We start from the raw sequence: 16,991 nt of genomic DNA on the forward strand, positions 1-16,991 counted from the left end.
CTGACTGTCAGGGGGTAGTGGCGCGGGACGGGCCGCCGTTACACGACGGGCGTCGTCTTTCCGGAAGAGGTCTGTGGCGGCGCCACCGTTTCCAGTGCGTCCGGTGCGTTCCGCCGATCGGGTGCCCTTACTATTTGTGCGCGACGGCGAGCAGCCTCCCCCCATTTCCGCGCGTCCCGCGCCGGGCCCAAGGAGCGGACACATGACCGCCATGCACGGTCGCGGCGCCGAACGCCTCCTCGGCGTCGCCGCATCCCCGCACCTGCTCCTGGTCGAGGACGACCCCGCCGACGCCATCCTCTTCGAGGACCTGCTGACCGAGGCGCAGCCGGACGTCCGGATCACCGTGGCGACCACGCTACGCGAGGCGCTCGGCGCGCTCCGGCCGGAGATCCAGTGCGTGATCGTCGACCTGGCGCTGCCGGACGCGCACGGCCTGGACGCGCTCCGCCAGGTCCGCGCGCACGCGCCCGGCACCGCCGTGCTCGTGCTGACCGGCCTCGCCGACGCGCACGTCGGGGTGGAGGCCGTCGCCGCGGGCGCGCAGGACTACCTCGTCAAGCAGGACATCGACAGCGCGCTGCTCACCCGCGCGATCAGCTACGCGATCGAGCGCAAGCGGGCCGACGAGTCCGAGCGGCAACTCGTCGAGGCACGCGCGCTGAGCAGGGAGAACGCCCGGCTGGAACGCGGTCTGCTGCCCGTCCCGATCCTGCCGGACGAGACGCTGCGCCACCACGCCCGCTACCGGCCGGGACGCTACCGCGCGCTGCTCGGCGGCGACTTCCACGACACCGTCCAGACCGCGGACGGCGCCGTCCACGCCGTGATCGGCGACGTCAGCGGGCACGGCGCGGACGAGGCGTCGCTCGGGGTGCGGCTGCGCATGGCGTGGCGGACGCTCGTCCTCGCCGGGCACACCGGCGAACGGCTGCTCGGCACGCTCGACGCCGTCCTGCAGCACGAGCGATGGGGCGAGGAGATCTTCACCACGGTGTGCATGCTGACCATCGCCCCGGACCGGCGGTCGGCGCGGCTGCACCGGGCCGGGCATCCGCGCCCGCTGCTCTTCGGGCCGGACGGGGTGGAGCCCGTCCCGGACGAGCCGCGCGGCCCGGCGCTCGGCCTGCTCCCCGGCGCCGACTGGCCCGGCGTCGACCTCGAACTCGGCGACTCGTGGAGCCTGCTGCTCTACACCGACGGCCTGATCGAGGGCCACGCCGGAGACGAGTACCTCGACCTGTCCGGGCTGACGGAGCTGGCGCGGGCCGCGCACGCCGGCGGACGGCAGGGCGACGCCCTCCTGGACGGCCTCATCGCGGAGGCGGAGCGCCTGAACGGCGGCGTCCTGTCCGACGACCTGGCGATCCTCCTGCTGAGCCGGGAAGAGCCCTGATGCCCCCGGACGAGCGAGCCCAGGACGGGACGCCTTCGGAGGAGAAGGTCGCGCGGGGGCGGGTGCGGGATTCGGGGCCCGCCGTGGTGCTGTCCGCGGCGAACGTCCCGGAGCCGAGCGGGCTGGGCCGGATCCGGCTCGTCCAGCTCTACCGGGTCGGCTCGGTCGTCATCGGCGTGCTGCTGCTCGCCGCGTTCGCGCAGACGGGGATGGCGCTCTACGAGAACGAACGGGCGCAGAACGTCCTCATCAACCAGGTCGACCAGGCGGCACTGGAGCAGTTCCGGCTGTCCGCCGCGATCGCCGCCCAGGACAGCACCATCCGCGAGTACGCGCTGGACGGCGGGCGGGACCGCCTCACCGAGTACCGCGCGGCCGTCAAGCAGGAGACGGCGTCGGTGGCGCGGATGCGTCAAGTCCTCGACGGGGTGTCCGGGAACGGGAACGTCCTCCGCAGCCTGGACAGGACGACCGGCGACACGCAGACGTGGCGCGCCTCGTTCGCCGACCAGGTCGCGGCGGGCCCGGGCGGGCAGGGCCTCCAACCCGAGCAGAGCAGGGAGGGGCGGCGGCTGCTCAACCAGGCGCGCTACGACATGGGTCCGCTGCAGTCCGGCATCACCGAGCTGCACGACCGGACCGTGGCGACGCTCCGCTCCCGCGCCCGCACGACCCTGTGGTCGACGGGCGGCGCGCTCGCGCTGGTCGTGGTGGCGTCGCTGACGCTGGCGGTGCTGATCCGCCGGACGGTGCTGACCCCCGTGTCCACGCTGACCGGACGCGTCCGCGCCGTGGCGCACGGCGACTTCGCGCACCCGCTGGACGTCCCCGGGCCGTCCGAGATCAACGAGCTGGCGGTCATCATCGACGCGATGCGCGACCGCATCATCGAGGAGTGGCGCGCCAGCGTCGCGCAGGCGAACCGGCTCGACGCGCAGGCCGAGGAGCTGCGCCGGTCCAACGCCGAGCTGGAGCAGTTCGCGTACGTGGCGTCCCACGACCTCCAGGAGCCGCTGCGGAAGGTCGCGAGCTTCTGCCAGATGATCGAACGCCGCTACGGCGACCGGCTCGACGACCGCGGGCGCCAGTACATCGAGTTCGCCGTGGACGGCGCCAAGCGCATGCAGGCCCTCATCAACGACCTGCTGGCCTTCTCCAGGGTCGGACGAGTGGCGAGCGTGGACGAGTCCGTCGACCTCAACGACGTCGCCCGGCAGGCGCTCGGCAACCTCGCCACGCTGCGCGAGGAGACGGACGCGGAGGTGGAGATCGGCGACCTGCCGCGCGTGTCCGGCGACCCGGCGCAGCTCGTCCGGCTGTTCCAGAACCTCGTCGGCAACGCCATCAAGTTCCGCCGCCCGGACGAGCCGCCGCGCGTCGTCGTCGACGCCCGGCGCGCCGGGGACGCGTGGGAGTTCCGCTGCGCCGACAACGGGATCGGCATCGAGCCCCGGCACGCCGACCGCATTTTCCTGATTTTCCAGCGGCTGCACCCGCGGGACGAGTACACGGGCACGGGCATCGGCCTCGCCCTGTGCAAGAAGATCGTCGAATACCACGGCGGCCGGATCTGGCTCGACACCGACGACCCGGACGCCGTGGGCACCACGTTCCGCTGGACGCTCCCCGCCCAGCCCGACCCCGACCCCGAAGAACCTCGGCCCGAACCCGACCCCGACCCCGATTCCGATGACGGAGGGAAGCATGCGTGAAGCACCGCACCCCATCGAAGTGCTGCTCGTCGAGGACGACCCCGGCGACGTGCTCCTGACCGTCGAGGCGTTCGAGCACAACAAGGTCAACAACAAGCTGCACGTGGTCAACGACGGCGAGCAGGCGATGGCGTTCCTGCGCCGGGAGGGCGAGTTCGCGGCCGTTCCCCGTCCCGACCTCGTGTTGCTCGACCTGAACCTGCCGCGCAAGAGCGGCCTTGAGGTGCTGGCCGAGGTCAAGGCCGACGACGATCTGCGCCGCATCCCCGTCGTCATCCTCACCACGTCCGAGGCCGACGAGGACATCCTGCGCAGCTACCACCTCCACGCCAACGCCTACGTGACGAAGCCGGTCGACTTCGACCAGTTCATCTCCGTCGTCCGCCGCATCGACGACTTCTTCGTGACGGTGGTCAAACTCCCCCGCTGACCGGTCCGCGCCCGTTAATCGATCCGCGCGTACAAACGGCTCCGTACGCGTCGATGGTGCCTCAACTCGCCAGCGACTTCTCGAAATGGACGATCGCGCCGTCCCGGTTGACGCGATCGGCGATGCGCAGTTCCTCCGTGAACGCGCGCATGAGTTGCAGCCCCCGCCCGTGCTCGGCGAGCGGCGCGCTCTGCGCGACCTCCCAGCCCGTGTCGAGTCTCGGCTCCACGGCGTCGAACTCCTCGGCCACGCCGCCGTCGATGACCTCGACGACGCACCGCGTCCCGTCCATCCGGGCCCTGACCTCGTACTCCTGCCCGTTCGCCGCGTGCTGGATGACGTTCGCGCACGCCTCGCCCAGGGCCAGCGCGATGTCGGCACGGATCTCGGAGGCGACCCCGAGCCCGCGGAGCGACGCGTCGAGCGTGTGCCGCACGAGCGGAGCGCTCTCGGCGTTCCTCGGCAGGGTCATTTCGAGAACGACCTCCATGCCATTCGCCTCCGTTCCCTCTAGCAGCCAGATTTCCCGTTGCTCTCCAACGGAAACTCCAGTCACCGGAAAACCGTCTCGGCCTGCCTCTGGACGCCTTTCCCAGGAAACGCCCGTCTACCCGCGCGGCGGAGCGCCCCCCGACCGGCGGGACGCAACGGGCGCACCAAGGCGGCGGCGTGATCGAGCAGGTGGGAGGCAAGCTTTCCGGCCGCCCTCGGGGCCGCGGGGCAAGGGACGACCAATCCGTGACATCCCCCTCACTACCGGCTGGAACCGGAACCTGCTCCCGGACCGGTGCATCTATCCCTGCGACATGTTGTTCGTACGGGGGAGGGTTCCGTGGTCCGTTCCGCATCGTTCGTCGCCGTTCTCGCGCTCGGCGGCGTGCTGCTGGTCAGCGGCTGCCAGAGCAACAGCTACAGCTGCAAGAACGGCGTCTGCCACGTGACCGTCTCGGGCGCCGGGCAGACCGTCGACCTGGACGACTCGAAGGTCACCGTCTCGGAGATCAGCGCCCGGGGCGTCACGGTGTCGGCGGACGGCTCGGCCCCGACGACGATCGCGGTCGGCGACACCGCGCGGATCGGCGGCGTCCAGATCACGGTCACGTCCATCGACGGGGACAAGGTCAAGTTCGACCTGCGGTAGGGGTTTCGGTCGGGCTCGCGGGCTCGGTGAAGTAGGCGGCGCTCTCCGCGTCCGCCGGGTAGTAGGACTCGATCGCGATCTCGTCCAGCGTGATGTCCATCGGCGTGCCGAACGTGGTGATCGTGGAGAACAGCCGCAGTTCCCGGCCGTCGACGCGAAGGACCATCGGGATCAGGACGTCGGACTCGACCGACCGGCTCGCCGCGTCCTCCTCGGGAACCGCCGCCAGCAGTTCCTCGTAGAGCGCGGCGAGCTCGGCGTCCGGCGCGGAGGCGAGCTGCCGCGTGATGCGGGAGCGGAACATGGCGCGGACGTCCGAAAGGTTGGCGACCAGGCCGCCGAGGCCGCGCGGGTCCAGGCCCAGCCGCAGCAGGTTCATCGGCGGCCGCCGCAACTCGGGATCGACGCGGGCGAGGAACGGGTCGAGGGCGCGGTTGGTCATCACGATGTTCCAGCGGCGGTCGAACGCCAGCGCCGGAAACGGCTCGTGCGCCTGGAGGACCCTGGCCACCGCGTCGCGGGCGGCCGACAGCGCGCCGTCGTCGAGGGCCCGCTCGGGGTACCGGGGCGCGAACCCAGCCGCGAGCAGCAGCCGGTTGCGGTCGCGCAGCGGCACATCGAGCTGGTCGGCCAGCCGCAGGACCATGTCGGCGCTCGGGTTCGACTTCCCGGTCTCGACCAGGCTGACGTGCCGGGCCGACACGTCGGCGGCGAGCGCGAGGTCGAGTTGGCTGAGCCGCCGACGCGTCCGCCACCGCCGCAGGAGTTCACCGACCGTGTCCACGCTGACCGAGGGTACTCAGCTCACGGCCGGACGCCATGAAATGCCATTTCATCGACAAGCCGCCGGGACCCGGGAAACCTTGCGTCCATGAGCACGGATAACAAGAGCATCGTCCAACAGGCACTGTCGCAACTGCTGGGGCCGGGCGGCGTCGACGCACTCGAACCATTGATCCGGGACGACTTCGTCCACCACAGGCCGGACTCGACGTCGTCCACGAAGGCGGAATGGCTGGCCGCGGTCGGCGCGGCCCTCGTGCCGCTCGCCGACATGCGCGTCGAAATCCGGCACGTGCTGGCGGACGGCGACCACGTGGTGATGCACACGCGCCGGTGGCTTCCCGAAACGGGGGCGGAAGTCGCGGTCATCGACATCCTGCGGGTCGACGACGGCCTGATCGCCGAGGCGTGGGAAATCATCGAGCCGACGTCCCACGCCACCGCGAATTTGTCGTGGTGGGACGCGGCGCGTCCGGCCCCGGCCTGACGCGGGGCGGCGCCCGGCTCCGGCGACATCCGGAGCCGGGCGCTGGCAATCAGCAGTATTTCGAGGAGCCCGTCCGTCCCCAGGAGCACTTGTCCGCGACGCTGCCGCTCGGGTAAAGCAGGTAGGCGGTGTCGCCGGTGTTGTTCCACACGTACTGCGACCGTCCCCAGTAACGGTGCGTCGCGGTGTTGGAGCCCTTCCCCGTGTGCACGTAGACGGACTTGCGGCCCTTGATCGTGAACGCGCCGAAGGTGTACGTGTAACCGGTCTTGTCGCGGAGCTTCACGCCCTTGAGGTTCTTGGACGACGTGGACGTGTTGAACAGCTGCACCCACTCGCCGTTCAGGGACGCGTTCGACCGCGTGTCCTTCCCCGGCGAGTCGTAGTACACCCGGTAGATCTGCACCGGACTCGCGGCCTCGGCCGGAGCCGCCACGACCAGTCCGGCCCCGCCCGCCACCAGCACGGCGGCGGCCCCCGCGACGAGAAGCTTCTTCATCCCCAGCGATCCTCCCTGTTCGGACGAATCCCTAGATGTACCTGTATTCCCCGACGCACGAGAGCCACTGGCCATCTCCGGGCGCACTGGCAACCAGCGCTCATGATCCCGCGTCCGTGGCCACCAGATGGACAGGAAATGGCTACCAGGTGGACGGGAACATGCGGTGCTTGAGCAGCGCGTCCACTTGCCCGATCGCGTGCGTCACGTCGCCGCAGGGAGCGAGGTAGCCGAACCGTCCGCGGGCGGCGTCGTAGTAGGCCCACGTCCCGCCGGGCGTCGCCCGGACCCGCACCGCGACCCTGACGTGGTGCTCCGGGCCGAACGCGAACACCCACAGCATGGGCAGCCAGTGCGGGTACTCCTCCGTCCGGTAGAGCTTGACGCACCGGTACCCCTTGGCCTGGGCCGCGGTCGCGAGCAGGTCGAGGTGACGCACCGCCGTGGCACGCCCCCACCGGGTCCGCCACCGCAGTAACCGGCGCCGCATCCGGTCCTTCATCGGGCGCAGCGAGCCCATACGACCTTCCCTCCCCCGTCCAGCGGCCGGACGCCCCAGTCCATGACGAGCTGGACCACCAGCAGCAGCCCGCGCCCGCACAGCGCGTCGCCGCCCGCCTCCCGGACGACGGGCAGCCCGCTCCCGTCGTCCGAGACCTCGATGAGCACGAGCCCTTCGTCCGCCTCAGGCAGCACCCGCACAACGATGCGCCCGAATCCGACGTGCTTATAGGAATTCGTAACCAACTCCGTAACCACCACTTGTCCGATGTAGTCGTCGGAGCACCCCATTTCGGCATACCGCACGCTGAGGTACCGCCGCGCCAAGCCGGGCGCCCGCTTGGACGGCTCCAGAACCAGCGCCGGCCTCTCCGGCGCAAGAGCAGCCACTGACATCGGCATCTCCCTTCGAAATGAGCGCCGCTTGCCAGTCAATTGAGGCAGCCGTCAATTAAGAGAGACCATCAACCGCCGAATAAACAGAAACCTGCCACACACGAGTTGATGACAGCTTGATGCCGCTTGAGTCATGATGTCGAGATGGCAACCTCCCGGCCGCCCGGTAAGCGCAACGGCGCGTCTCCCATGCTGATCGCGTTCGGCAAGGCGTTCCGGCGCCACCGCGTCGCCACCGGGCTGAGCCAGGAGCGCTTGGCCGTTAAATTGGGCGTTACCACCCAATATGTATCTTTGGTGGAACTCGGACGCACCCGCTGCACATATGACTTCGCCACGGCGGCGGACGACGCGCTCGAGACGAGCGGCGAGATCCAAGAGCTCTGGAAAGATCTCGTGATGGACGCGGCCTACCCCACGTGGTTCGACTGGCCGACCATCGAGTCCGACGCCGTGGAGATCACGGCCTATGGCCTTACCGTCGTGCCTGGCCTCCTGCAAACGCCCGCATACGCAGCAGCCATCCTGCACGACGACAAGGAAGCTGTGGACGCCCGCCTCAAGCGCCAGGAGATCCTCCGGCGGGACGATCCGCCTGCGCTGACCGTCCTCCTCGACGAAGCGGTCCTCCGTCGCGAGACGGGCGACAAGGAGGTCATGCGCGAGCAACTCGAATACCTGCTCAGCGTGGCAGGCCCCACCGTCACCATTCAGATCATCCCGAACCGTGGCGAGCACTCGGGTAACTCGGGTCCCTTCGTCGTGGCCACACTGGCGGACCGATCAGAGGTGGTCTACGTCGAGAGCGCGTATCGTGGCCTTACCTTGAGCGAACCCGACGCCCTGGCTAGAATCGCAAAAACCCTCCTAGAGCTACGCAGCCTGGCATTGCCAATGTCAGCGAGTCTCGAACTGATCCGCAGAACGGTGGAAGAGCTATGGACCTGAGCAAGGCAGTATGGCGCAAGGCCAGCCACAGCACCTCAAATGGCGGTGAGTGCGTCGAGGTCACAAACGTTTCCACAACCATCGCCGTCCGCGACAGCAAGAACCCCACCGGCCCCATGCTCATCATGAGCCGCAACGACTTTCGCCACCTCACCACCACCCTCAAGAACCAGTAGCCCTGCCCCAAGAAAGCGCGCAGGAAATGGATCTGCGAAGCCTCACCTGGCGCAAAGCGCGCCGGAGCACGGAGAACGGCGGCGACTGCGTCGAGGTCGCCGCCGTTTCCGATACGATCCTCATCCGAGACAGCAATAACCCCAACGGGCCCAAACTCCTCATGAGCCGCAACGACCTTCGCCGCCTCACGGCCACCCTCAAGAACCAGTGACCTTGCACCAGGAAGGTGCCATGGAAATGGGCTCGATCAGGACCACCTGGCGAAAGTCGTCCTATAGCGGCGCCAATGGCGGAGAGTGCATCGAAGTTTCCAGCAGACGACCCCACATCGCCCTCCGTGACAGCAAGGATGTCGACGGCCCCGAACTCGTCATAAGCAACAACGACTTCCGCCACCTCACCGAAACCCTCAAGAACCAGTAGCCCTGCTTCAAGAAAGCAGCCCAGGAAATGGATCCTAGAAGCCTCACCTGGCGCAAAGCGCGCAGGAGCACGGAGAACGGCGGCAACTGCGTCGAGCTTGCGACACTGAACGAGTCGATTGCCATTCGGGACAGCAAGAACCCCGAAAGCGCACTCATCCTCACACGCAGCAGTTTTCGGCGCTTCACCGAGACCCTCAAAAATCTCTAGGTCACCTGGACGACCGGAAGAGTGGTCCAAGCATGGACTTGACCAACGTCGTATGGCGCAAGGCCAGCCACAGCACCTCGAACGGCGGCAACTGCGTAGAGATTGCCAGCCTCCCCCAGGTCATCGCCATCCGCGACAGCAAGGACCCCAACGGTCCCGAACTCGTCATAAGCAGCAACGACTTCCGCCACCTCACTGAAACCCTCAAGAGTCAGTAACCCTGCTCCTATCGAGGCAGCCGAGGGAAATGGAACCGAGAAGCCTCACCTGGCGCAAGGCGCGCAGGACGACAGAAAACGGCGGCAACTGTGTCGAGTTGGCGGCCTTCAACGAGTCGATTGCTGTTCGTGACAGCAAAGACCCCGAAGGTCCCAAGCTCGTCTTCAGACGAAGGGATTTCCAGCGTTTCACTGAGACGCTCAAGGAGCTTTGAGCGTAGGACGCGCGTGTATGCCGTGGGCTAGGGCCGTGGCGGGGCTTCTTCCGGGTCACGGCCCACGGCATGGCGCCCGCCGTCCACCGGAACGACGGCACCATTGACGAAGCTCGCCTCGTCCGAAAGCAGAAAGGCGACCGTCGCGGCCACCTCCTCCGGACGTCCGACGCGTCCCACCGGGTGGAGCAGGCGCATCTCATTCTCAATACGCGCTGCCTCGGCGGGCGCCTGGCTTTCGAGGAACGTCTCGTACCGCTCAGTGGTGATGGAGCCAAGCGCGACGGCATTCGTCCGAATTCCGTACGGGCCGTAGTCGACGGCCAGCGCCCGGCTCATCCCCTCGGTGGCGGCCTTGGCCGTCGCATACGGCAGCGAGCCCCGCACCGGCCGCTGCGCCTGGTGGGACGACACATTCACGACGGCCCCACCCGTCCCGGCATCCAAGAACCGGCGGACGGCGGTGAAGCTCCCCACGACCGCGGGCTCGAAGTTCAACCCGACAAGCTCCAACACCTCACGCGCGGACGGCGACGCAACGTCCCGAAACACAGCCGCGTTGTTAACCCACCCGACAAACGTCCCCACCTCTTGCGCCAGGTCAGCGGCCCGCCCGGCAACATGCTCATCGGCCGCGCTCCCCACGACCGGAATGACATCGGCGCACTCCCCGGCCCATTCCACAGCAGCCGGATCGACCTCGATCACGACGACTTTCCCGCCGTCCACCCGAAGCCGCTCGACAATGGCCCGCCCGATTCCACGCCCCCCACCGGTAACGACATACGACCGACCCACGACACCCACCTCCGATTCGGTACCCTCCCCATGATCGCCACTGCCCCCACGACGAGCGAGCCGACCGCCGCCCCCACCCGTGCGACGCACGCCGGAAAGCGCCGAGAGCATGTTCTCGACGCCGATTGTGGACGGAAGCCCAACCCAGGACAGTGCGAGTGGCCGGACCGATCTGAGGGGCTACAGACGTGTCATCCGTCGAGACCGGCCTTGATCGTTTCAGCGACACGCCGGGCCCCGCGCACGACCGGAGGTTCCCTGCAATCGCACCACATGTACGGTCATCTGGGCGGCAGCCAGCCGACGGCTTTACCATGGAGTCCTCATCACCCTAATGAGGGTTCGCAACTCACCGAACACGGCGAGTTCCCGCCGGAACTCTCTGGTCCTCATCGCCCTTACGAGGGTTCGCAACCTCCATACCCATGTCTGGCGGGCGAAGCTGTCGATCGTTCCTCATCGCCCCTCCGAGGGTTCGCAACCTCCATACCGCGACGCCGAACGAGTGGTACAGGTCCCTCATCGCCCCTACGAGGGGCCGCAATCTGCCTACTGCCAGCGTGAGCGCTAGTGCGCTCTTGCTGTCCGGTCGGGGGTGGGGCCCTTCGGGCTCTGGTGATGTCGTTGGGTTAGGGGTTTTGGGCGTGGGGGATGTTCCAGATCCAGGAATTGTCGCCCTGCTGCTGTCTGACTTCTCCGGTTCCGCCGGCGATCTCGTGGCGGAGGTCCCTCAGGTTTTCTGAGTTTTGTTGTCTCGCGAGCAGCCGTCTGACCACCGGTGCGTCGATTTGGGCCAGGCACCACACCTCAAGCTGCTCCATCGGCCAACTCCCGATGTCGTGTGTTGGCCAACTGTCGACGTCCGCGAGGCCCTGCATGATCTGGTCCACCAGGTCATCTTGGTGGAGGTTTATCCCCACACCCGCCTGCTGGAGCATTCTGCCGATTTCCTGGTTCGAGCGCCCGCCGATCCTGCTCAGGTCCCAGCGTGCCACGAACGCCCCGGCGTCGTTCAGGTCTATGAGGTGGGCGAGGTGGTTGACCGTGTCACTCCCGTCCGCCCGTATCCTCTTGTGGACGAAGACGCTTTGCAGGCCCGGTGAGTAGCAGAAATGGTCCGTCCATTCGACGGCCCGGGCCTGGGTGGGCCAGGGATCGGCCACGACCCACTCCGAAGGGTCCTCGTGCTCCGCACCTATGATCACAAACCAATGCCTCTGGTTCGGGTCCATGATCATCATGAGTTCCTCGCCGACGGCCCGTCGCCGGAGGTAGGCGAACGCGCATTCCGCCGCCGTTTTACAGATCATGCTGCGCGATTCCAGGGCCTTCGCGGCCATCAGTTCTTCTGGGTGGGTCCCGGGCGGGATCCTGGAAGTGTCCCAGAAATCGTCGTGCTGCTGGACGATCGAGCGCATGGACGAGTTGTACAGCGTGTGTATCAGCGCCTCTTGCTGATTCGCGGCATGCCGGGTGTCCGCCTGCACCTGTCTAATGGCGTCGTTCGCGACGCGAAGGCGCGCCAGGACGAGAGGGGAAAGGTGCTCGCCCGGGGCCCGCTGGATCACGGCGTCCCGCGATTGCTCGCCACCATGAGCACGCCGTCCGCCCGCCTCGGCTCTTGCGAGCGGAATCGCCATGGCGCGCCTGGCGCTGGCTTCGGCCTCCCGCTCGAAACGGTCACCGGGGTCGCTGACGGACACCCCCTGCCCATTGTCGGTCCCCTCCACCGGCCCGCTGCGCTGCTGGATGACGTGCGTCAGCTCGTGGGCGAGGGTGTGCTTGTCCGCGCCGCCCGCACCGACCACGACGTGGGTGCCGGACGTGTAGGCACGCGCCCCCATCTCGGCGGCCGACCGCTGCGCGGCGACGTCATCGTGAATGCGCACGTCGCTGAAGTCCGCGCCCAACCGCTGCTCCATCTCGTCCCGCAGCCCATCTCCGAGCGGACGCCCGGAGGAGCGCAGGACGTCATGCACCGACGACCGCTGGACCGCAGGCACGTGACCATGCCGCTGCGCTCTCAATGCGGCCGTCACCGCGGCATTGCCTGCCGCGCGCTGCAAAGCCAGCAGAGCTGCGGCCGGATCGGTCGGCTCCGCCGCCTTAGGCCGGGCAACACCACGCGGACGCTCTTCACAGTCCTGCTTGCCCGGTCGCGCATACTCCCGCACGGATGCCTCCCGACAATGAACGCATCTCACTGTCCCCCGGCGCCCTCGGGCCAGTGAAGGTCACGAAGGACAGCGCCAAGGGCACGATCCCGTGCCCTTCCGATCAGGCCAACGCCGCAAGAAGACCGCCATCGATGCACCACCGGGGCCATGGGACGGCCTCCGAGTCACGTCCGAGGACGCCTTCACCGTCCGCGCCCGAGGGCATGCCCACCCAAGCCGGTGCGAGCCGCCGAGCCGCTCTGAGACGCCACGGACGCGCCCGCCGCCGAGATCAACGTTTCAGCACACACAGCCGAAGGTTCGCTGCGATCAGACCCCACGCACGGTCGCCTAGGCGGCATCCAGCCAATGGCTTTACCATGGGGCCCTCATCACCCTACGAGGGTTCGCAACACGCACCAATCGTTCCTGCCGCATCTCGGTCAAGTCCGCATCGCCCCTGCGAGGGTTCGCAACCCGGTCTCGGCTGCGTAGGCGCCCGCCAACTCGCGGGTTCTCATCGCCCCTTCGAGGGTTCGCAACCGGAACTGGATCTTCGCCTCCGGGTTCCACCCAGCGGCCGTTCTCATCGCCCCTGCGAGGGTTCGCGACTCGGCACAGTGCCGTTCTGTGATTCCCGTGCGTGTCCTCATCGTCTCGCCTGTCAGGTGGGCGGTCGGGGGCGTCGGTAGACTTTGGGGTGCGGATGGTTCACTCGGGGACGAGTGTCGTAAGAGGGAACCCGGTGTGAGTCCGGGACTGCCCCGCAGCGGTTAGTGGGAACGACCGCCGTCATACGCACTGGGCCTCACGGCCTGGGAAGCGACGGTCAGTAGGAACGAGTACGGCGCCCGCGAGTCCGAAGACCTGCCTCCGCCCGCGCGCCAACTGGTGCGCGGTGGTCTGCGGCCTCGTGGGACGGTCGGCGGCGTCCGCTTCGCCGTGCGCTCCCCCGGGTCCGCCCGTGGCACAGCGAGGGAAGCCGCCATGAACACCACGATCCTCGGATACCCCCGAATCGGGGCGCGCCGGGAACTGAAATTCGCCACCGAGGACTACTGGGCCGGACGCGCCGACGCCGACGCCCTCCACAGGACGGGCGCGGAACTGCGCGCCGACGTCTGGACGTCCCTGCGCGACGCGGGCCTGGACGCCATTCCGTCCAACACCTTCTCCTTCTACGACCACATGCTCGACACGAGCGTGCTCGTCGACGCCGTCCCGGAGCGGTATCGGAAGCTGAGCGGGCTCGACCGCTACTTCGCCATGGCCCGGGGCGTCCAGGACGTCCCGCCACTGGAGATGACCAAGTGGTTTGACACGAATTACCACTACATCGTGCCGGAGGTCGGGCCGGGGACGCGGTTTCGGCTGGCGGACGGGGCGGCCGCCAAACCGCTCGCCGAATTCCGGGAGGCGCGGGCGCTGGGAATTGAGACGCGGCCCGTGCTCGTCGGGCCGCTCACCTATCTTCTGCTGGCCAAGGCGGAGGAGGGCGCGCCGAAGGAGTTCCGGCCGCTGGATCTGCTGGACGGGCTCGTCGACGTCTATTCCGAACTGCTGGAGCGCCTGGCCGGGGCGGGGGCGAAGTGGGTGCAACTGGATGAGCCCGCACTCGTCGCTGACCGGAAGGAAGAGGAGATCGCGGCGCTGAAACGCGCCTATGCGCGGCTCGGGCGGCTCACGAGCAGGCCGCGGCTCATGGTCGCCACCTATTTCGGCACGATCGGCGCGGACGCGTTGCGCGTTCTGGCGGCGAGCCGGGTCGAGGCCGTTGGGCTGGACTTCGTCGCGGGGCCCAGCAATGTCGACGTTCTGGCGTCGGTGGGCGGGCTGCCGCGCAAGACGCTTGTTGCGGGCGTTGTGGACGGACGCAACGTCTGGCGCACCGATCGGCGCCGAGCCAAGGCCACCTGCGCATCGCTTCTCGGGCTCGTCGACCAATTGGTGGTGAGCACGTCGTGCTCGCTCATGCACGTCCCCATCGACCTGGATGCCGAGACCGCGCTCGAACCCGGCGTCAAGGAGCGGCTCGCGTTCGCGCGGCAGAAGGTCGGGGAGGTCGTCGCGCTCGGGCGGGCGTTGCGTGAAGACGTGCCGCTCCCCGACGACGCGACCGCGCCGCCGGCGACGGTCAACCGAGAAGTGCGCGAACGGCTGGAAACGCTGGACGGCAGCCAGCGCGGTGACCGGGGCGCGCGGTTCGAGGCGCAGCAGGAGGCGCTCGGGCTGCCTGTCCTGGCGACGACCACGATCGGGTCGTTCCCGCAGACGTCCGAGATAAGGCGGGCCCGCGCCGACCGCCGTGCCGGGCGCATCAGCGAGGACGTCTACATCCGCGTCATGAAGGAGGAGATAGCCCGCGTCATCGCGCTGCAAGAGGATCTGGGGCTCGATGTCCTCGTGCACGGCGAGCCTGAGCGCAACGACATGGTCCAGTACTTCGCCGAGCAGCTCGACGGGTACGCGGCGACCCAGCACGGGTGGGTGCAGTCGTATGGGTCGCGGTACGTCCGGCCGCCGATCCTGCACGGGGACGTCGCGCGGCCTCGGCCGATGACCGTCGAGTGGACGACGTACGCGCAGTCCCTTACGAGCAAGCCCGTCAAGGGGATGCTGACCGGGCCCGTCACCATGCTGGCCTGGTCGTTCGTCCGGGACGACCAACCCCTTGCAGACACCGCCCGCCAGGTCGCGCTGGCGCTCAGGGACGAGATCGCCGACCTGGAGGCGGCCGGGATCCGCGTCGTCCAGGTGGACGAGCCCGCGCTCCGCGAACTGCTCCCGCTCCGGGACGCGGACCGTCCCGCCTACCTGGACTGGGCGGTCGGCGCGTTCCGCCTCGCCACCTCGGGCGCCGCCGACACGACGCAGATCCACACGCACATGTGCTACTCGGAGTTCGGCGAGATCATCGGCGCGATCGGCGCGCTGGACGCCGACGTCACCAGCGTCGAGGCGGCCCGCTCGCGGATGGAGCTGGTCGGCGACCTGCGCGCCGCCGGGTACGCGAACGGCATCGGGCCCGGCGTCTACGACATCCACTCGCCGCGCGTCCCCGCCACCGAGGAGATCGAGGAGAACCTCCGCCGCGCGCTGCTCGCCGTCGAACCGGGACGGCTCTGGGTCAATCCCGACTGCGGCCTGAAGACCCGCGCCTACCCGGAGACAGAGGCATCGCTGCGGAACCTGGTCGCGGCGGCGCGCCGCGTCCGCGCCGAACTGACCGGCTGAGCCCGGGCAAAGACGCGCTGAGCCCGGCACCGCATGGCCCGGCCGCCGCCCCCCGGCGCGGTCGGGCCATGCGGCCCCCTCTACTGCCGGTCGTCCCCTCCTTCAGAGAGCCCTTCGTACAGCCGGACGAGCTGCTCGCACACCTCGGTGATGTCGGTGACCGGGAGCCTCCCGGTCTCGCCGGAGCGGGAGCACCAGCGGAACGTCGCCGTCTCGCACCACACCGTCAGTTCGCCGGGCGCGGACAGCATCGCGACGCCGAGCTCGTTCCGCGGCGCGAGCCGCTGCACGCCGCGCTGGACGAGCATCGCCTGCAGGTCGCGCATCGACTGCGTCCCGGCGCTCCGGCGGGCGAGCGGGCGCGGGTGGCCGGTGCGGGTGACCGGCACCGCGAACCAGGTGGCCTTCCCGCGCACCACCGGCGTGCTGAGCCGGGACCGCGTCGGATGGTGCCCCCACCGGCCGGCCGTGAGGATCTCGATGATCTCCAGTCCGCGGCCGTGCTCGTGCATGCCGCCGACCCGCTCCGGCGGACGCCGCCACTGCCGGAGCGAGTCGAACGCCTTGACGACCAGCTCGTCCCCGCCGAGGACGGAGCCGCGCTGGTACACCCACAGCTCGGCGCGGGAGCGTCCGGAGCGGGGCGTCGCGTGCTGGAGGACGTTGGTGGCCAGTTCGCTGACCATGATGGCGACGTCGTCGGCGTCCTGGACGGCGAGGCCGAGGGCCGGGAGCAGGGTTCTGACCTGGGCGCGGGCGACGGCGGCGATCGACTCGTCCGCCGGGAGCGGGATGGCCGCGCAGCCGCCGGGTTCCAGACTCCAGGGGATCCCGCACTCCGTTGCGGCCTTCGTCATGACGCTCACCCTCGGGGTTTCGCGGAGCTGTATTCGCGTTTCAGACAATCGCGACATGAGCCTCATAGGCCCGCGAGTCGCTATGTGTGATTCACAGATCAAAGCTTCGCACATCCGGGCCGGGATTGGGGTGGCACACGAGCAAGCTCGTCCGGGCACGAATGAGACGTTCACCGAACCGGCTGGAAACCGCACAGACCACGTTCCGGAACGGCCCGCGAAGCACGTACCGGCGGCGCCGGGGACGACCCGCCGCCCGCGCTGTAGCGTGGGCGGCGCCTGAGAGAGGGCCGCACACGCGAAGATCCCCCAGGGGATGCAGCCCCTGGGGGATCCGGTGTGCGGCCCGGCGATCGAGCGGGGCCGCGCGCCCTACCGGGACCGCGGGCGCGCCCGCTGGTGGAGAGCCG

General features: G+C 68.8%; 21 protein-coding genes and 1 riboswitch. Of the genes, 13 read left to right on the plus strand and 8 right to left on the minus strand.

Annotated features, from left to right (window positions below):
* The first annotated feature begins 202 nt into the window (after positions 1-202).
* Genes ACH01S_RS17705 through ACH01S_RS17715 form a run of 3 tightly spaced genes read left to right on the plus strand, consistent with a single transcriptional unit; the run spans position 203 to position 3,538 of the window.
* Complete coding sequence (locus tag ACH01S_RS17705) at positions 203-1,396, plus strand: PP2C family protein-serine/threonine phosphatase (RefSeq protein ID WP_067892503.1); 1,194 nt, start codon at positions 203-205, stop codon at positions 1,394-1,396.
* Positions 1,396-3,108, plus strand: a complete 1,713-nt coding sequence (locus ACH01S_RS17710) for a sensor histidine kinase (protein WP_067892504.1) — start codon at positions 1,396-1,398, stop codon at positions 3,106-3,108. The genes ACH01S_RS17705 and ACH01S_RS17710 overlap by 1 nt, the downstream gene beginning before the upstream one ends.
* Positions 3,101-3,538: a response regulator gene (locus tag ACH01S_RS17715; RefSeq protein WP_083980812.1), complete on the plus strand. Its 438-nt coding sequence runs from the start codon at positions 3,101-3,103 to the stop codon at positions 3,536-3,538. The genes ACH01S_RS17710 and ACH01S_RS17715 overlap by 8 nt, the downstream gene beginning before the upstream one ends.
* Positions 3,539-3,599: 61 nt before the next feature.
* On the opposite strand, the gene ACH01S_RS17720 is transcribed toward ACH01S_RS17715, so the two are convergent.
* Complete coding sequence (locus tag ACH01S_RS17720) at positions 3,600-4,028, minus strand: ATP-binding protein (protein ID WP_067892509.1); 429 nt, start codon at positions 4,026-4,028, stop codon at positions 3,600-3,602.
* Positions 4,029-4,370: 342 nt separating this feature from the next.
* Here ACH01S_RS17720 and ACH01S_RS17725 point away from each other — a divergent pair, with 342 nt between their 5' ends.
* A complete protein-coding gene (locus ACH01S_RS17725; protein WP_067892511.1) occupies positions 4,371-4,679 on the plus strand; it encodes a hypothetical protein in 309 nt (102 codons plus the stop codon).
* Here the strand turns inward: ACH01S_RS17725 and ACH01S_RS17730 are convergent.
* Positions 4,660-5,463 carry a helix-turn-helix transcriptional regulator gene (locus tag ACH01S_RS17730; protein WP_067892513.1) on the minus strand — a complete coding sequence of 268 codons (804 nt, stop codon included), beginning with the start codon at positions 5,461-5,463 and terminating at the stop codon, positions 4,660-4,662. The genes ACH01S_RS17725 and ACH01S_RS17730 overlap by 20 nt on opposite strands.
* Before the next feature lie 87 nt (positions 5,464-5,550).
* On the opposite strand from ACH01S_RS17730, the gene ACH01S_RS17735 reads away from it, so the two are divergent.
* Positions 5,551-5,949, plus strand: coding sequence for a nuclear transport factor 2 family protein (locus ACH01S_RS17735; RefSeq protein WP_067892515.1), 399 nt, complete (start codon positions 5,551-5,553; stop codon positions 5,947-5,949).
* A gap of 49 nt (positions 5,950-5,998) precedes the next feature.
* On the opposite strand, the gene ACH01S_RS17740 is transcribed toward ACH01S_RS17735, so the two are convergent.
* The 3 genes from ACH01S_RS17740 to ACH01S_RS46790 all read right to left on the minus strand — a co-directional run bounded on the left by ACH01S_RS17740 (position 5,999) and on the right by ACH01S_RS46790 (position 7,351).
* Positions 5,999-6,448 (minus strand): lamin tail domain-containing protein, encoded by a 450-nt coding sequence (locus tag ACH01S_RS17740; RefSeq protein ID WP_067892517.1) that lies wholly within the window; start codon positions 6,446-6,448, stop codon positions 5,999-6,001.
* Positions 6,449-6,590: 142 nt separating this feature from the next.
* Positions 6,591-6,968 carry a hypothetical protein gene (locus ACH01S_RS17745; protein WP_067892519.1) on the minus strand — a complete coding sequence of 126 codons (378 nt, stop codon included), beginning with the start codon at positions 6,966-6,968 and terminating at the stop codon, positions 6,591-6,593.
* A complete protein-coding gene (locus ACH01S_RS46790) occupies positions 6,947-7,351 on the minus strand; it encodes an ATP-binding protein (RefSeq protein WP_370671574.1) in 405 nt (134 codons plus the stop codon). The genes ACH01S_RS17745 and ACH01S_RS46790 overlap by 22 nt, the downstream gene beginning before the upstream one ends.
* Before the next feature lie 138 nt (positions 7,352-7,489).
* Between ACH01S_RS46790 and ACH01S_RS17755 the strand changes: the two genes are divergently transcribed.
* Genes ACH01S_RS17755 through ACH01S_RS42300 form a run of 7 tightly spaced genes read left to right on the plus strand, consistent with a single transcriptional unit; the run spans position 7,490 to position 9,536 of the window.
* On the plus strand, positions 7,490-8,293 hold the full coding sequence (locus ACH01S_RS17755; RefSeq protein WP_067892523.1) for a helix-turn-helix domain-containing protein: 804 nt from the start codon (positions 7,490-7,492) through the stop codon (positions 8,291-8,293).
* Entirely contained in the window at positions 8,284-8,469 is a 186-nt protein-coding gene (locus tag ACH01S_RS17760; RefSeq protein ID WP_067892525.1) for a DUF397 domain-containing protein, read from the plus strand. Before ACH01S_RS17755 ends, ACH01S_RS17760 begins: the two co-directional genes overlap by 10 nt.
* A 26-nt stretch (positions 8,470-8,495) precedes the next feature.
* Positions 8,496-8,681, plus strand: coding sequence for a DUF397 domain-containing protein (locus ACH01S_RS17765; protein ID WP_067892527.1), 186 nt, complete (start codon positions 8,496-8,498; stop codon positions 8,679-8,681).
* Positions 8,678-8,893, plus strand: a complete 216-nt coding sequence (locus ACH01S_RS17770; RefSeq protein WP_246236526.1) for a DUF397 domain-containing protein — start codon at positions 8,678-8,680, stop codon at positions 8,891-8,893. The genes ACH01S_RS17765 and ACH01S_RS17770 overlap by 4 nt, the downstream gene beginning before the upstream one ends.
* A 27-nt stretch (positions 8,894-8,920) precedes the next feature.
* On the plus strand, positions 8,921-9,103 hold the full coding sequence (locus ACH01S_RS42295) for a DUF397 domain-containing protein (protein ID WP_083980813.1): 183 nt from the start codon (positions 8,921-8,923) through the stop codon (positions 9,101-9,103).
* Positions 9,104-9,135: 32 nt separating this feature from the next.
* Complete coding sequence (locus tag ACH01S_RS17775; RefSeq protein ID WP_067892529.1) at positions 9,136-9,321, plus strand: DUF397 domain-containing protein; 186 nt, start codon at positions 9,136-9,138, stop codon at positions 9,319-9,321.
* Between the two features lie 29 nt (positions 9,322-9,350).
* Positions 9,351-9,536: a DUF397 domain-containing protein gene (locus ACH01S_RS42300; protein ID WP_083980814.1), complete on the plus strand. Its 186-nt coding sequence runs from the start codon at positions 9,351-9,353 to the stop codon at positions 9,534-9,536.
* Between the two features lie 27 nt (positions 9,537-9,563).
* Here the strand turns inward: ACH01S_RS42300 and ACH01S_RS17780 are convergent, their stop codons facing one another.
* Both ACH01S_RS17780 and ACH01S_RS17785 read right to left on the minus strand, forming a co-directional pair.
* On the minus strand, positions 9,564-10,343 hold the full coding sequence (locus tag ACH01S_RS17780; protein ID WP_306303247.1) for an SDR family NAD(P)-dependent oxidoreductase: 780 nt from the start codon (positions 10,341-10,343) through the stop codon (positions 9,564-9,566).
* A 620-nt stretch (positions 10,344-10,963) separates the two neighbouring features.
* A complete protein-coding gene (locus ACH01S_RS17785) occupies positions 10,964-12,508 on the minus strand; it encodes an eCIS core domain-containing protein (RefSeq protein ID WP_083980816.1) in 1,545 nt (514 codons plus the stop codon).
* Between the two features lie 671 nt (positions 12,509-13,179).
* Positions 13,180-13,379, plus strand: a riboswitch (cobalamin riboswitch).
* A gap of 98 nt (positions 13,380-13,477) precedes the next feature.
* On the opposite strand from ACH01S_RS17785, the gene metE reads away from it, so the two are divergent.
* A complete protein-coding gene (gene metE / locus ACH01S_RS17790; protein ID WP_067892535.1) occupies positions 13,478-15,724 on the plus strand; it encodes a 5-methyltetrahydropteroyltriglutamate--homocysteine S-methyltransferase in 2,247 nt (748 codons plus the stop codon).
* Between the two features lie 80 nt (positions 15,725-15,804).
* Here metE and ACH01S_RS17795 read toward each other — a convergent pair whose 3' ends face one another.
* Positions 15,805-16,581 (minus strand): ATP-binding protein, encoded by a 777-nt coding sequence (locus tag ACH01S_RS17795; protein ID WP_067892537.1) that lies wholly within the window; start codon positions 16,579-16,581, stop codon positions 15,805-15,807.
* Positions 16,582-16,991 lie beyond the last annotated feature (410 nt).

It is taken from the genome of Actinomadura chibensis NBRC 106107 (genome assembly GCF_001552135.1).
GTDB classification, from domain to species: domain Bacteria; phylum Actinomycetota; class Actinomycetes; order Streptosporangiales; family Streptosporangiaceae; genus Spirillospora; species Spirillospora chibensis.